This is a genomic window from Kitasatospora sp. NPDC086009 (assembly GCF_044540385.1).
In the GTDB taxonomy this organism is placed as follows: domain Bacteria; phylum Actinomycetota; class Actinomycetes; order Streptomycetales; family Streptomycetaceae; genus Kitasatospora.
On the sequence record NZ_JBITSA010000001.1, the window covers coordinates 1,219,761 to 1,233,420 of the forward strand.

At 74.6% G+C, this 13,660-nt stretch carries 14 protein-coding genes; 10 read left to right on the top strand and 4 right to left on the bottom strand.

Features of this window, described 5'->3' with window-relative positions; all coding sequences use genetic code 11:
- Positions 1–12 precede the first annotated feature (12 nt).
- From ACIF6L_RS05455 to ACIF6L_RS05480, 6 genes are all read left to right on the top strand, one after another.
- Entirely contained in the window at positions 13–798 is a 786-nt protein-coding gene (locus ACIF6L_RS05455; protein WP_396491246.1) for a VOC family protein, read from the top strand.
- Positions 799–920: 122 nt separating this feature from the next.
- Positions 921–1,670 (top strand): beta-phosphoglucomutase family hydrolase, encoded by a 750-nt coding sequence (locus tag ACIF6L_RS05460; RefSeq protein ID WP_329489038.1) that lies wholly within the window; start codon positions 921–923, stop codon positions 1,668–1,670.
- Positions 1,667–4,075 (top strand): glycosyl hydrolase family 65 protein, encoded by a 2,409-nt coding sequence (locus tag ACIF6L_RS05465; protein WP_359805703.1) that lies wholly within the window; start codon positions 1,667–1,669, stop codon positions 4,073–4,075. The genes ACIF6L_RS05460 and ACIF6L_RS05465 overlap by 4 nt, the downstream gene beginning before the upstream one ends.
- A gap of 132 nt (positions 4,076–4,207) precedes the next feature.
- On the top strand, positions 4,208–5,920 hold the full coding sequence (locus ACIF6L_RS05470; protein ID WP_396491268.1) for a pyruvate dehydrogenase: 1,713 nt from the start codon (positions 4,208–4,210) through the stop codon (positions 5,918–5,920).
- A 92-nt stretch (positions 5,921–6,012) separates the two neighbouring features.
- Positions 6,013–6,648: a helix-turn-helix domain-containing protein gene (locus tag ACIF6L_RS05475; protein WP_396491247.1), complete on the top strand. Its 636-nt coding sequence runs from the start codon at positions 6,013–6,015 to the stop codon at positions 6,646–6,648.
- A 32-nt stretch (positions 6,649–6,680) separates the two neighbouring features.
- Positions 6,681–6,887 carry a DUF6126 family protein gene (locus ACIF6L_RS05480; RefSeq protein WP_380392897.1) on the top strand — a complete coding sequence of 69 codons (207 nt, stop codon included), beginning with the start codon at positions 6,681–6,683 and terminating at the stop codon, positions 6,885–6,887.
- Positions 6,888–6,927: 40 nt separating this feature from the next.
- On the opposite strand, the gene ACIF6L_RS05485 is transcribed toward ACIF6L_RS05480, so the two are convergent.
- Together ACIF6L_RS05485 and ACIF6L_RS05490 are read right to left on the bottom strand one after the other, a co-directional pair.
- Positions 6,928–8,376, bottom strand: coding sequence for a PLP-dependent aminotransferase family protein (locus tag ACIF6L_RS05485; RefSeq protein WP_359805708.1), 1,449 nt, complete (start codon positions 8,374–8,376; stop codon positions 6,928–6,930).
- 137 nt (positions 8,377–8,513) lie between these two features.
- A complete protein-coding gene (locus ACIF6L_RS05490) occupies positions 8,514–8,975 on the bottom strand; it encodes a carboxymuconolactone decarboxylase family protein (RefSeq protein ID WP_352291180.1) in 462 nt (153 codons plus the stop codon).
- Between the two features lie 99 nt (positions 8,976–9,074).
- On the opposite strand from ACIF6L_RS05490, the gene ACIF6L_RS05495 reads away from it, so the two are divergent.
- Positions 9,075–9,980, top strand: a complete 906-nt coding sequence (locus ACIF6L_RS05495) for a sigma-70 family RNA polymerase sigma factor (RefSeq protein WP_396491248.1) — start codon at positions 9,075–9,077, stop codon at positions 9,978–9,980.
- Positions 9,981–10,265: 285 nt separating this feature from the next.
- Positions 10,266–10,796, top strand: coding sequence for a hypothetical protein (locus ACIF6L_RS05500; RefSeq protein ID WP_352291178.1), 531 nt, complete (start codon positions 10,266–10,268; stop codon positions 10,794–10,796).
- A 49-nt stretch (positions 10,797–10,845) separates the two neighbouring features.
- On the opposite strand, the gene ACIF6L_RS05505 is transcribed toward ACIF6L_RS05500, so the two are convergent.
- Positions 10,846–11,667, bottom strand: coding sequence for an NRDE family protein (locus tag ACIF6L_RS05505; RefSeq protein WP_359805714.1), 822 nt, complete (start codon positions 11,665–11,667; stop codon positions 10,846–10,848).
- A gap of 232 nt (positions 11,668–11,899) precedes the next feature.
- Between ACIF6L_RS05505 and ACIF6L_RS05510 the strand changes: the two genes are divergently transcribed.
- Together ACIF6L_RS05510 and ACIF6L_RS05515 are read left to right on the top strand one after the other, a co-directional pair.
- Positions 11,900–12,373, top strand: a complete 474-nt coding sequence (locus tag ACIF6L_RS05510) for a carboxymuconolactone decarboxylase family protein (protein ID WP_352291176.1) — start codon at positions 11,900–11,902, stop codon at positions 12,371–12,373.
- A gap of 10 nt (positions 12,374–12,383) precedes the next feature.
- Complete coding sequence (locus tag ACIF6L_RS05515; RefSeq protein ID WP_396491249.1) at positions 12,384–13,196, top strand: isocitrate lyase/phosphoenolpyruvate mutase family protein; 813 nt, start codon at positions 12,384–12,386, stop codon at positions 13,194–13,196.
- Positions 13,197–13,393: 197 nt separating this feature from the next.
- Here ACIF6L_RS05515 and ACIF6L_RS05520 read toward each other — a convergent pair whose 3' ends face one another.
- Positions 13,394–13,651, bottom strand: a complete 258-nt coding sequence (locus ACIF6L_RS05520) for a hypothetical protein (RefSeq protein ID WP_359805719.1) — start codon at positions 13,649–13,651, stop codon at positions 13,394–13,396.
- Positions 13,652–13,660 lie beyond the last annotated feature (9 nt).

Consider the following 13,660-nt stretch of genomic DNA (forward strand, 5'->3'; position numbering starts at 1 on the left):
GGAGGCCCAGCAATGCCCGAAGTGACCGCTCCGTACGCGCCCGGCACCCCGTGCTGGATCGACCTGATGGCGAGCGACCAGCAGGCCGCCCTCGACTTCTACCGCGACCTGTTCGGCTGGCAGGGGGAGGTCGGCCCGCCCGAGTTCGGCGGCTACGCCGTGTGCGCGCTGAACGGGAAGCCGGTGGCCGGGATCATGGCGCAGATGGCGCCCGAGGGCCAGCCCCTCCCGCCCGTCGGCTGGACCACCTACCTGGCCTCGGACGACGCCGACGCCGCCGCCCGGTCCGTCGCCGAGAGCGGCGGCACGATCCTGTACCCGGTGATGGACGTCGGCACCGTCGGCCGGATGCTGGTCGCGGCGGACCCGACCGGCGGGGTGTTCGGCGTCTGGCAGAAGGTCGACTTCATCGGCGCGGGCGTCGTGAACGAGCCCGGCGCGCTGGTCTGGAACGAGCTCAACACCACCGACACCGACGCGGCCGGGGCGTTCTACCAGCGGGCGCTGGGCCTGAGCCCGGCCGCCCTGGAGAGCGTGGAGGGGTACTACTCGCTGAGTGTCGGCGACCGCTCGGTGGGCGGCATGCAGCGGCTCCCGGACTACCTGCCGCCCGGCACGCCCCCGCACTGGCTGACCTACTTCTCGGTGGACGACACCGACTCCACCGTGGACGCCCTGGTCGGGGGCGGCGGTTCGGTGCTCCAGCCGCCGTTCGACATGGCGGCCGGGCGGATGGCCGTCGTCCAGGACCCGCAGGGCGCCGTCTTCGCGGTGATCGCCTCGCCCACCGCGCCGTAGCCCACCGCGCCGTAATCACGCCGTAGCGCCCCGTAGCCGCGGTGCCCCCGGAAGCCTCCCGTTCCCGCGACGCGCCGCCGGGAATGGGAGGCTTCCCCGGTTTCGCGGGTAAGACTGCACCCATGCTGGGGCTTCCGGACGACATCCGCGCTTTCCTCTTCGACCTCGACGGGGTGCTCACTCAGACCGCCAAGGTGCACGCGGCGGCCTGGAAGGACACCTTCGACGCCTTCCTGCGCGCCGAAGCGGCCCGCACCGGTGGGCAGTTCGTCCCCTTCGACGCCGTGACCGACTACGACACCCACGTCGACGGCCGCCCGAGACTCGACGGCACCCGGGCCTTCCTGCACAGCCGGGGCATCGACCTCCCCGAGGGCACCGACGCCGACCCGCCCGGTGCCCGCACCGTGCACGGCGTCAGCCTGGCCAAGAACGAGACCGTGCTGCGGATGATCCGCGAGCAGGGCGTCCAGCCGTACGACGGTTCGGTCGCCTACGTGCGGCGGCTGCGCGGGCTCGGGCTGCCCGCTGCGGTGGTCTCCTCCAGCGCCAACTGCCGGGACGTGCTGCGCGCCGCCGGCATCGAGGAGCTGTTCGAGGTGGTCGTGGACGGCGTGGTGGCGAAGCGGGACGGCCTGCCGGGCAAGCCCGCGCCGGACACCTACCTGGCCGCCGCCCGGGCCCTGGGCGTCGAGCCCGCGCACGCCGCGGTCTTCGAGGACGCGCTCGCCGGGGTCGCCTCCGGCCGGGCCGGCGGCTTCGGCACGGTGGTGGGCGTGGACCGCACCGGCCAGGCCGACGAACTGCGCCGCCACGGCGCCACCGTGGTCGTCGCCGACCTCGCCGAGCTGCTCGAAGGAGGTGCGGCATGACCGGGCTGGACAACTTCGCCGTCGATCCCTGGCAGATCACCGAACAGGGCCTCGACCTGGGTGCGATGGCCCGCGCCGAGTCCGTCTTCGCGCTCTCCAACGGCCACATCGGCCTGCGCGCCAACCTGGACGAGGGCGAGCCGCACGGCCTGCCCGGCACCTATCTGAACGGCGTCTTCGAGCTGCGGCCGCTGCCGTACGGCGAGGGCGGCTACGGCTACCCGGAGTCCAGCCAGAGCGTCATCAACGTGACCAACGGCAAGATCATCCGGCTGCTGGTGGACGACGAGCCCTTCGACCTGCGCTACGGCGAACTGCTCAGCCACCGGCGCTGGTTGGACTTCCGGACCGGGCTGCTGCGGCGCGAGGCGGAGTGGACCTCCCCGGCCGGTCGGACCATCAAGGTGCACTCGACCCGGCTGGTCTCCCTCACCCAGCGGGCGATCGCCGCCGTGGAGTACACCGTGGAGGCGGTGGACGGTCCGGTCCGGATCGTCCTGCAGTCGGAGCTGGTCGCCAACGAGCAGCTGCCCGGCGGCGCCGAGAGCGACCCGCGGGCCTCCGCCGTGCTGGAGGCGCCGCTGCTCGCCGAGGCGCACCACGCGGGCGGCACCAAGGCCGTCCTGGTGCACCGGACCCGCTACAGCGGCATCCGGGTCGCGGCCGGGATGGACCACATCATCGACGGCCCGGACCGGCTGGACACCGTCGCCGAGGCCGAGGCGGACAACTGCCGGATCAGCGTCACCACCCTGCTCGAACCGGGCGAGAAGCTGCGGCTGGTGAAGTTCATGTCCTACGGCTGGTCCGCGACCCGCTCGCTGCCCGCCGTGCGGGACCAGGTGGAGGCCGCGCTGACCGCCGCCCGGTACACCGGCTGGGACGGCCTGGTGACCGAACAGGCCGGGTTCCTGGAGGAGTTCTGGGAGACCAGCGACATCGAGGTCGAGGGCGACGTCGAGCTCCAGCAGGCCGTCCGGTTCGCCGTCTTCCACGTCCTCCAGGCCGGTGCCCGCAGCGAGGAACGGGCCATCCCCGCCAAGGGGCTGACCGGCCCGGGCTATGACGGGCACAGCTTCTGGGACACCGAGACCTTCGTCCTGCCGGTGCTCACCTACTGCCTGCCGAGCGCCGTCAACCAGGCGCTGCGCTGGCGGCACACCACGCTGCCGCTGGCCCGCGAGCGCGCGGTCCAACTCGGCCTCGCCGGAGCGGTGTTCCCCTGGCGGACGATCCGCGGCGAGGAGTGCTCCGGCTACTGGCCGGCCGGTACGGCGGCGTTCCACATCGGCGCGGACATCGCGGCCGCCGTCGCCCGCTACGTGCGGGCCACCGGGGACGTCGAGTTCGAGCGCGAGTACGGGCTGGAGCTGCTGGTCGAGACGGCCCGGATGTGGCGCTCGCTCGGCCACCACGACGCGGCCGGCAACTTCCGCATCGAGGGCGTCACCGGCCCGGACGAGTACAGCGCCGTCGCCGACAACAACGTGTTCACCAACCTGATGGCGCAGAGCAACCTGCGTGCCGCCGCCGAGGCCGCCGCCCGGCACCCGCACGAGGCGGCCGCGCTCGGGGTGGACACCGAGGAGACCGCCGCCTGGCGGGACGCCGCCGCCGCGATGTTCGTCCCGTACGACGAGAACCTCGGCGTCCACCCGCAGGCCGACGGCTTCACCGACCACCAGGTCTGGGACTTCGAGCACACCCCGGCGCAGAACTACCCGCTGCTGCTGCACTATCCGTACTTCGACCTGTACCGCAAGCAGGTGGTGAAGCAGGCCGACCTGGTGCTCGCCATGCAGGTGCGCGGGGACGCGTTCACCGACGAGCAGAAGGCCCGCAACTTCGCCTACTACGAGCGGCTGACCGTCCGCGACTCCTCGCTGTCCGCCTGCACCCAGGCGGTGATCGCGGCCGAGGTCGGACAGCTGGACCTCGCGTTCGACTACACCGCCGAAGCCGCCCTGATGGACCTGCACGACCTCGGCGGCAACACCGGCGACGGTCTGCACATGGCCTCGCTGGCCGGGGCCTGCATCGCCCTGGTGGCCGGGTTCGGCGGGTTGCGGGACCACGGCGAGGCACTCTCCTTCCGGCCCCGGCTGCCACCCGGGCTGATGCGGCTGAGCTTCTCGCTGATGGTGCGCGGCCAGCTGCTCGGGGTGCGGATCACCCACGCGGGCACGACGTACACGCTGCGCCGCGGCGAGGTGATCCACCTGCGCCACGACGGCGAGGGGGTGCAGGTGAAGGTCGGGTCGCCGGTCACCCTGCCGACCACCGTGCCGCCCGCCCAGGAGCGGTGCAGCCAGCCGCCGGGCCGCGAGCCGGCCCGGCGCCAGCCGCAGGCCGGGGTGATCGGCGGCACCCTGGGCCCCGGGCCGGAGCACCTCGCGGCCGAGTGACGCCCGGCCCCGCCCGTCACCCCTTCGGCCCCGGCCGGGGTGCGGCGCGGGGCGCTCCGCCGGAGGGTGCAGGTGTCCCGTGGCAACCGGCGGCCGGTGAAGGAGCGCCCCGTGGTGAGTGTGGCCGAGCAGATGGTCGAGGTGCTCCGGCAGGCCGGGGTGGAGCGGGTCTACGGCGTGGTGGGGGACAGCCTCAACCCGGTGGTGGACGCCATCCGCCGGGCCGAGGGGATCAGCTGGGTGCACGTCCGCAACGAGGAGGCCGGCGCCTTCGCGGCGGCCGCCGAGGCCGAGCTGAGCGGGCGGCTGGCCGTCTGCGCGGGCTCCTGCGGGCCCGGCAACACCCATCTGATCCAGGGCCTGTACGACGCCCAGCGCAGCGGCCTGCCGGTGCTGGCGCTGGCCTCGCACATCCCGTCCGGGCAGATCGGCACCGGCTTCTTCCAGGAGACCCACCCCGAGCGGGTGTTCACCGACTGCAGCAGCTGGTGCGAGACGGTGTCCACGCCCGCGCAGCTGCCCCGGCTGCTGCGGATCGCGATCCAGCACGCGCTGGGCGCGCACGGCGTCTCCGTCCTGGCCTTCCCCGGCGACATCGCCGCGCTGCCGGCCGCCGGGCCGACCGGCAGCAGCCACTTCCTCACCGAGCAGGCGGTCGCGGCGCCGCCCTGGGACCAGGTCCGGGCGCTCGCCCGCGCCCTCAACGGGGCCCGCAAGGTCACCCTGTTCTGCGGCGCGGGCGTCCGCGGGGCGCACGCCGAGGTGATGGCGGTCGCGCAGGCCCTGAACGCGCCGGTCGGGCACTCCCTGCGCGGCAAGGAATGGATCCAGTTCGACAATCCGTTCGACGTCGGCATGAGCGGCCTGCTCGGCTACGGCGCCTGCCACGAGGCGCTGCACTCCGCCGACCTGGTCGTGCTGCTCGGCACCGACTTCCCCTACGACTCCTTCCTCCCGCAGGCCCGCACCGTCCAGGTGGACCACGACGCCACCCGGCTCGGCCGCCGCACCCCGCTGGAGCTGGCCGTCCACGGCGACGTCTCGGCCACCCTGCGCGCGGTCCTGCCGCTGCTGGAGCCCAGGGACGACCGCGCCTTCCTGGACGAGCTGCTGGACAAGCACTGCCGCTCGCTGGAGGACGTCGTCGGCGCCTACACCCGGGACATCGAGAAGCACCTGCCGATCCACCCCGAGTACGTCGCCTCGGTGCTGGACGAAGTCGCCGCCGACGACGCGGTGTTCACCGTGGACACCGGCATGAACAACGTCTGGGCCGCCCGCTACCTCCAGCCCAACGGCCGCCGCCGGGTGATCGGCTCCTTCCTGCACGGCTCGATGGCCAACGCGCTGCCGCACGCGATCGGAGCCCAGCTGGCCTGCCCCGGCCGGCAGGTCGTCTCGATGTCCGGGGACGGCGGGCTCTCGATGCTGCTCGGCGAACTGCTCACGGTGGTGCGCCACCGGCTGCCGGTGAAGACGGTGGTCTTCAACAACGGCGCGCTCGGCATGATCAAGCTGGAGATGCTGGTCTCCGGCTACCCCGAGGCGGAGATCGACAACGGGGACGTGGACTACGCGGGGATCGCCCGGGCGATGGGCATCCCGGCCAAGCGCGTGACCGACCCGGCGCGGGTGCGGGAGGTGCTCACGGAGGCGCTGGAGCGGCCCGGTCCGGCGCTGGTGGACGTGGTCACCGACCCCAACGCGCTCTCCATCCCGCCGCGCATCACGGCCGCCCAGCTGAAGGGCTTCGCGCTGGCCGCCGGGCGGACGGTGCTCTCCGGCGGGGTCGGCCGCATGATCGACCTGGCCCGGAGCAACCTGCGGAACATCCCCCGCCCGTAGGGCCGGTCCAGCCCCGTCGAGGGGGATGCGCGGCGGTTTGCCTCTGAGGCAAGTTTCTTGCCCGTACGGCAGGCGGGGTGTCCACTGGTCACATGACCACCAGCCCAGTCGGCCCCTCCACCCCCGGCGACCGGACCGACGACCTGGAGGTCGCCGGCCTCGCCGCGAGGCTGCGCGAGCACCGGCTCGGCAGCCGCCTCACCCTGGAGGTCGCCGCCTCCCGGGTCGGACTCTCCCCAGCTTATCTGTCCCGGCTGGAGACCGGCCGGCGCCAGCCCTCACTGCCCGTCCTGCTCGGACTCGCCCGCGCCTACGGCACCTCCGTCTCCGGCCTCCTCGGCGAGTCCCCGGCCGAGGCGGACCCGGTGGTGCGCGGCGGCGCGATCGACCCCGGTCGCGCGGGCGGCTGGGGCTACCGCCGGGCCGGCGCGCCCGGGCGGGCGATGCAGGCGCTGCGGGTGCACGTCCCCCCAGGCGTGCAGGACGCGGTGGTCCGGGTCCACCCCGGTGAGGAGTGGCTGTACGTCCTGCAGGGCCGGCTGCGGCTGACCCTCGGCGACCGCACCCACCTGCTCGACGAGGGCGACTCCGCGCACTTCGACTCGCTCACCCCGCACTGCATCGCCGCCGACTCGGCGGACGGGGTGGAGCTGCTCTTCGTGCACACCCTGCTGCAGAGCCCCGGCGGCGAACTCTGCCTCGGCGGCGGCCCCGCAGCCCCGCACTGACCCACCGTCGGACCTCCTGGAGGAGATCTCCCATGGCTGATCCCACCACCGTCACCACCGTTACCGCCGACGCCGCCGCGGCTCCCGTCGCGGCCGCCGCCGACGCGCCGAAGACCGTCGACGCCGGCAAGTGGGCCAACCGCCGGGTCGGCATCCGGGTGCTGATCTACATGGTCGCCACGCACGCCTTCGCCGGCTTCATCATGCTGCTCTTCGAGCTGGGCAACCGGAACAAGTAGCCGGTGGAATAAGGCTGTTCAACGACCCGGACCGGCCCGGTCAGGCCGTCCGCAGCAGCTCGCAGAGCGCGTCCAGGGCGGCCGGGAAGAGCCGGTCGGGCGGTGTGGCGTAGCCGACCACCAGGGCCGGCGAGGCGTCCGGGGCGAGCGCCGGGTCGGCCAGGTGCCAGGAGAGGCCGGTGACGGCCAGGTCGAGCGCCCCGGCGCGGGCCAGCAGTTCGGCCTCCGTCGGCGCCCCGGGCGGCAGTTGCAGCACGGCGTGGAGCCCGGCGGCGATGCCCGTCACCCGGACGTGCGGGGCGCGTTCGGCCAGTGCCGCCACGAGCGCGTCGCGGCGCCGCCGGTAGTGCAGCCGGCAGCGGCGCACGTGCCGGTCGTAGGTGCCGGAGGTGATCAGCTCGGCGAGGGTCAGCTGGTCCAGCACGGGGGACATGGTGTCCGCCAGTTGCTTCCGCCGGGCCACCGGCTCGACCAGGGCGTCCGGCAGGGCGAGCCAGGCCAGCCGCAGGCCGGGTGCCAGGCTCTTGGCCGCGGTGCCCGCGTACACCACCCGTTCCGGGTCGAGCGCCTGCATCGCCCCGAGCGGCTGCCGGTCGTAGCGGAACTCGCCGTCGTAGTCGTCCTCGATCACGTACCCGTCCTGCTCGCGGGCCCAGCCGACGGCCGCCGACCGGCGTTCGGCGGCCAGCGCGGCGCCGGTCGGGTACTGGTGGGCGGGGGTGAGCAGGACGGCCGCGTCCCGCCGGGCGCCGAGCAGGTCCGTCCGGGCCCCCGCGCAGTCCACCGGCAGCGGCGCCGGGGTCAGCCCCGCGGCCCGGACCATCTCGCGCTGCGGGGGCAGCCCGTACCCCTCGACCGCCAGGGTGCGGGTCCCACGCGTCCGGGCCGGACCGCGCTCGCGCAGGGCGGCGCAGAGCAGGCCGATGCCCTGGGTGAAGCCGGAGCAGATCAGCAGGTGGTCCGGGTCGGTCCGGACGCCGCGCACCCGGGCGAGGTAGTCGGTGAGCGCCTGCCGCAGCTCGATCCGCCCGAGCGGGCTGCCGTAGCCGAAGGCCTCGTGCGGCGCGGTGGCGAGCGCCCGCCGCGCGGCGGTCAGCCAGGCGGTGCGCGGGAAGAGCGAGACGTCCGGCCGCCCGGGCGTCAGGTCGTGGCGGGCGGTCCGGCGCTCGGGCGGCGCCTCGGCCGGGCGACGGCCGGACCGCGGGGCGGTCCGCCCGGCCACCGTGGTGCCCGACCCCTGCCGCGAGGCGAGCCACCCCTCGGCGGTCAGCTGCCCGTACGCCTCGACCACGGTGTTGCGGGCGATCCCGAGGTCCTCGCCGAGCGCCCGGGAGGAGGGCAGGCGCGTCCCCGGGGCCAGCCGGCCGTCCTGCACGGCCTCCCGCAGCGCGTCCTCCAGGGCCGCCCGCAGGCCGACCCCGGCGGCCCGCCGGCCACTGAGGTCGAGGTGCAGATCGCCGCCGAACGCGGTCCAGGAGGTGGTGCTCATGGGGAGGGCCGATCCGTGCGGGGCGCTGTGCCGTCCGGGTTGTGTCCGTAGGGGATTATCGCGTGGCCGCGGGCGGCCGGGCGGCGGCCCCGGCCCCCGCGCCGCGGTCGGTGCCGGTGCGCGGGCCCGCACCGCGGTCAGCCCCAGGTCGCGCCGGCGGGCTCCTGGATGGTGGCGTTCAGCCGGTTGAAGAGGTTGGTCAGGCCGATCATCAGAATGATCGCGGAGAGCTGCTCCTCGTTGAAGTGGTCGGCGGCCTCGTCCCAGACCGCGTCCGGCACGGCCGGGCCGGAACGGTCGGCCAGCCGGGTGGCCGCCTCGGTCAGGGCGAGGGCCGCGCGCTCCTCCCCGGTGAAGAAGGGGGCCTCGCGCCAGGCGGCGACGGCGTGCAGGCGCTCGTCGGTCTCACCGGCCTTCTTCGCGTTGGTCACGCCGGCGAAGACGCACGCGGAGCAGCCGTTGATCTGGCTGGCCCGCAGGTGCACCAGCTCCATGATCTGGGGCGGGACGCCGCCCTGGTACATGGCCTTGTAGATGTTCTGGATGCCCTTCATCGCGTCGGGCAGGACCATCGCGGGGTTCTTCATCCGAGCGGTCACGGCGTTTCCTCCGTCGCGTCAGGAGCCCGAGTGCCTTGCGCGCCGGGCCGGTTATCGTCCTTCACTGCACCGACGGATCGCGGAACGGGGATGTGACAGGTGAGCGGGAACGAATTTCTGGCCGGGCAGTTCGAGGAGCACCGGCTCCAACTGAGGGCGGTCGCCTACCGGATGCTGGGCTCGCTCAGCGAGGCCGAGGACGCCGTCCAGGAGACGTGGCTGAAGCTGGACCGCTCGGACGTCAGCGCCGTGCAGAACCTCGGCGCCTGGCTGACCACCGTGGTCGGCCGGGTCTGCCTGGACCTGCTGCGCTCGCGCACCGCGCGGCGCGAGGACCCGCTGGACGGACCGGACGGGCAGGAGGGCGCGGTCCGGCTGCCCGATCCGGTGGTCGGCGCCTTCGGCGTCGTGGACCCGGAGCAGGAGCTCCTGATGGCCGACTCGGTCGGGATCGCGCTGATGATCGTGCTGGACACGCTCGCCCCGGCGGAGCGGCTAGCCTTCGTCCTGCACGACCTGTTCGCCGTCCCGTTCGACGAGATCGCGCCGATCCTCGGCCGCACCTCCGCCTCCACCCGCCAACTGGCCAGCCGGGCCCGCCGCCGCGTCCAGGGCGCCGCGCCCGCCCAGGACGGCGACCTGAACCGCCGCCGCGAGGTGGTGGACGCCTTCCTCAGCGCCGCGCGCGGCGGCGACTTCGACGCCCTCCTCGCACTGCTCGACCCCGGGATCGTGGCCCGCTCGGACGGCGGCGCCCTGCGGCCGAGCACGCTGCGCCGCGGTGCGGCCGAGGTCGCCTCGCAGGCGATCACCTTCGCCCGCTTCGCCGAGAACGCCCGCCCGGTGCTCGTCAACGGCGCGCCCGGGGTGCTGTCCTTCGCGGACGGCAAGCCGCTGTCGCTCATGGCGTTCACCATCCGGGACGGCCGGGTCACCGCGCTCGACATCCTCACCGATCCGGAGCGGCTGGCCCGGATCGACCTGGGGCCGATCCTCGGCGGCTGAGCGGCTGAGCGGCCGGGGGGGGGGGGGGGGGGGGGGCCCCCCCCCCCCCCCCCCCCCCCCCCGACCGGAACGTCCACCGGCCACCGAAGGGGTGCGTTCCCGTTCGTCCCGGGGAGCGGCTCACTGGGGCGGCCGGTGGAACCGAATCGATGGAGTAGCCGGGAGAGGAAGCGGGAAGAGCCGGGAGTAACTGGCAGTAAAGGCTGGACAAGGTGACTGGCGGTCTGTCAGGATTAGGGCTGTCGCCAGGGAACAGGGCCGGCGGCCACACCAGGGGAGGACCACATGTCGCAGGACGACCAGCCGCAGTTCGTCTCGGTACCGGTGCCGAGTCAGTACGTCACACAGGTGTACGCCTACCTGGCCGGGCTGACCGGCGCCACGGCGAGTGCCCCGACGGCCGCGGGGGCGGGCGGCGCTCCTCCGGCGCCCCCGGCCGCGCCGGAGGAGGGGGCGGCCGGGGAGCCCGGCAAGCTCCCGGTCGTCGAGTGGACCGTCGAGGACTTCCGCCGGCTGATGATCGAGCCGCTGGGATCGGTGCAGGTGGTGGCCCGGGTGCTGGACGTGCTGGCCACCCAGCCCGACGCGCGGGTGAGCTACACCGAACTGGCCACCCGGCTGGGCCTGGAGAAGAAGAGCCTGCAGGGCAACCTCGCCGCCTTCACCCGCGCGGTGCACCGGCACTACCACCGCCGCAACTGGCCGATGACCTGGGTGGAGGCGCTCACCAGCGAGCCGGGTCTCAAGTCGGAGTTCTTCTACACCGTCAACGCGACCCTCGCGAGGCGCTGGCTGGAGGCCCGGGCGCAGGGCTGAACGACTCGCCCCGGCCGGGGCGGGGGAGTCTGCCCGTTACTCCACTCGTCTAGCCGATCCGGCGCCAGCCGCCGGGCGTGCCCGGCTCCGTCACCGGGGCCGGGCCGAAGTCGTACCGCGGCCCGTCGGGCCCGAAGGCGAGCAGCGAGATCGAGGACGAGCCCCAGATCCGCCCGTCGCCGAACTCCCGCCGCTGGACCAGCGCGGCCGGATCGTCGAGCGCCAGACCGTCGCCGGAGACGATCGGCAGCCAGGCGCCCCAGGCCTGCTCGGTCGTGGCGGGGCCGGGCCGCGGCGCGGGCCGGACGGCGGCCCGGAAGCGGGCCCGGAAGTGCGCGGCGCGGGCGGCCATCAGCGAGCGGACCAGTTCGGACGCGGTCCGGTCCGCCGCCAGCCCCTCCGGTCCGTCGTTGAGCACCACGCTCAGCCCGACCGGCAGGTCGCGTTCCGCCAGGATGCTGCCGCCCCAGCTCAGTACCCGTGCGCCGGCCCGGCCGGCGAGGACGAGGTGGAACGGGTCGTACCGCTCCAGGTCGACGCCGGCGAGGCCGCCGTCCCGCAGGGCGATCAGCGGCAGCTCCCCGCGCGAGAGCCGGGCCCGGGCGGGTGCCATGGCCCCGAAGCCGTTCAGCAGACAGGCCGCGGCCGGCCCCGCGGTGCCCGGCTCCGTGGCCCCGGGCACCGCGGCCCCCGGTTCGATGGCGAGCCACGTCCCGCCCGCCGCCAGGTCGAGCCCGCCGACGGCCGCCGGGTGCGCGGGCCAGTGGTGGTCCGGCGGGGACCACCGCCGCCCGGCGTACTCGTCCCGCACCGACAGCAGCAGCACGGGCACCGATGCCGACGGTTCGATGCTGACGAACGCGGTACACACGATCCTGGCCCCCTGGCCTCGCCCACCCCGGGCGGCCCGGCTGTACCACCCTCCCCGCGATCCTCGCACGATCGTTCGGATCCAGGCAGGTCCGGGCCCTCGCCCTCCGGCGCCCGCCGTGCCACACTCGGGCGAGCCGCCCCGAGGGCCTGCCCCGACCGTGAAGTGGCCCACGATCTCTCGGCCCGAATGTGCCAGGGAGCCAGTCCAGTCGGACCCTAGGCTGGCCGGTATGACGACGAACGACAACGCCACCGTGTCCGCCCCCGAGCAGCGGATCTCCCTCCCCGACCTCGCCCCCGAGTTCTACCGGGCCATGATCGCCCTGGACCGCGCCGCCCGGCAGGGCGTCGACCCCGTCCTCGCCGAGCTGGTCAAGGTGCACGCGTCGATGCTCAACGGCTGCTCCTTCTGCATCGACATGCACGCCACGGACGCCCTGAAGAACGGCGAGCAGAACCACCGGCTGCTCTCCCTGCCGGCCTGGCGGGAGACGTCCTGGTTCACCGCCAAGGAGCGGGCCGCCCTCGCGCTGACCGAGTCGGTCACCCTGCTGACCCAGGGGCACGTGCCGGACGCCGTCTACCAGGAGGCCGCCGAGCACTTCGAGCAGGCCGAGCTGGCCCAGCTGATCGCGCTGATCATCGCCATCAACTCCTGGAACCGGATCGGCGTCACCTCCCGCCTCAGCCCCGCCGCGAAGTAGGGTGCCCGGCATGACGACCACTCAGCACGAGCTGGCCCGAGCCCTCCACGCCCTGCACCGCCCCGGCGAGCCCCTGGTGCTCGCCAACGTGTGGGACGCGGTGGGCGCCCGGCTGGTCGCCGCCGCCGGTGCCCGGGCCGTCGCGACGGCCAGCGCGAGCGTCTCCTGGACGCTCGGCAGCGCGGACGGCGACGCGGCCGACCGCGCCGAGGTGCTGGCCCAGACCGCGCTGATCGTGCGCTCGGTCGCGCTGCCGGTGACGGCGGACCTGGAGAGCGGCTTCGGCGCGACGGCCGCCGAGGTCGGCGAGACCGTCACCGCGCTGCTCGGCACCGGCGCGGTCGGGGTGAACCTGGAGGACGGGGGGCGCCCCGCCGCCGAGGCGGCCGAACGGATCGCGGCCGCCCGGGCCGCCGCCGACACGGCCGGCGTCCCGCTCTTCGTCAACGGCCGCACCGATGTGTTCCTGAAGCAGCTCGGCGACCCGGCCGGCCGGCTGGACGAGGCCGTCGACCGCCTGCGGGCGTACGTCGCGGCCGGCGCGGACGGCGTGTTCGTGCCCGGGGTCGCGGACCCGGAGTCGATCGCCGCCCTGGTGGCCGCAGTCCCGGCGCCGCTGAACGTCCTGGCCGGGCCGGGCTCACCGTCCGTACCGGAGCTGGCGAAGCTCGGTGTGGCCCGGGTCAGCCTCGGGCCGGGCCTGGCCAGGGCGGCGTACGCGGCGGTGCGCCGCGCCGCCGAGGAGGTGTACTCCGAGGGGACGTACACCGCGCTCGACGGCGGGCTCACCTACCAGGAGCTGAACGCCCTCGCGCAGGGCTGACCCGGAGCCGGCGTCCGGACCCGACCGCGAAGTCGGCGACGGACGCCGGCCGCTGTGCGCCCCGAGCGGCGCGCAGCGGTGGCGGCCGCTTCGGAAGGAGAGCCGGGAGAGCCGGGAGATCAGGGAGAGCCGGGAGACCACGGGGCCCGGGAGCCACAGGGGAGCTCCCGGACCGCCGGGTCCCCGCGCCGGACCGCTCAGCCGATCTGCCCGCTGAGGCCCGGGTGGGTCAACTGGTTGGTGCCGATCGCCTCCACCTCCTGCGCGGCGTGACCGACCAGCGGGAGCTTGCCGGCCTCCTTCAGGGCGAGGTCGCCCGGGGAGAGGGTGAGGCCGCTGGAGAGCCCGTCCAGGGCGTCCGGCGACGTGGCGGTGGAGGTCGTGGCCGACGCGGCCGGGGCGGCCAGGGCGAGGCCTGCCATGGTGAGGGCGGCCAGGGTGGCGAGTTTCTTCATGGAACCCCC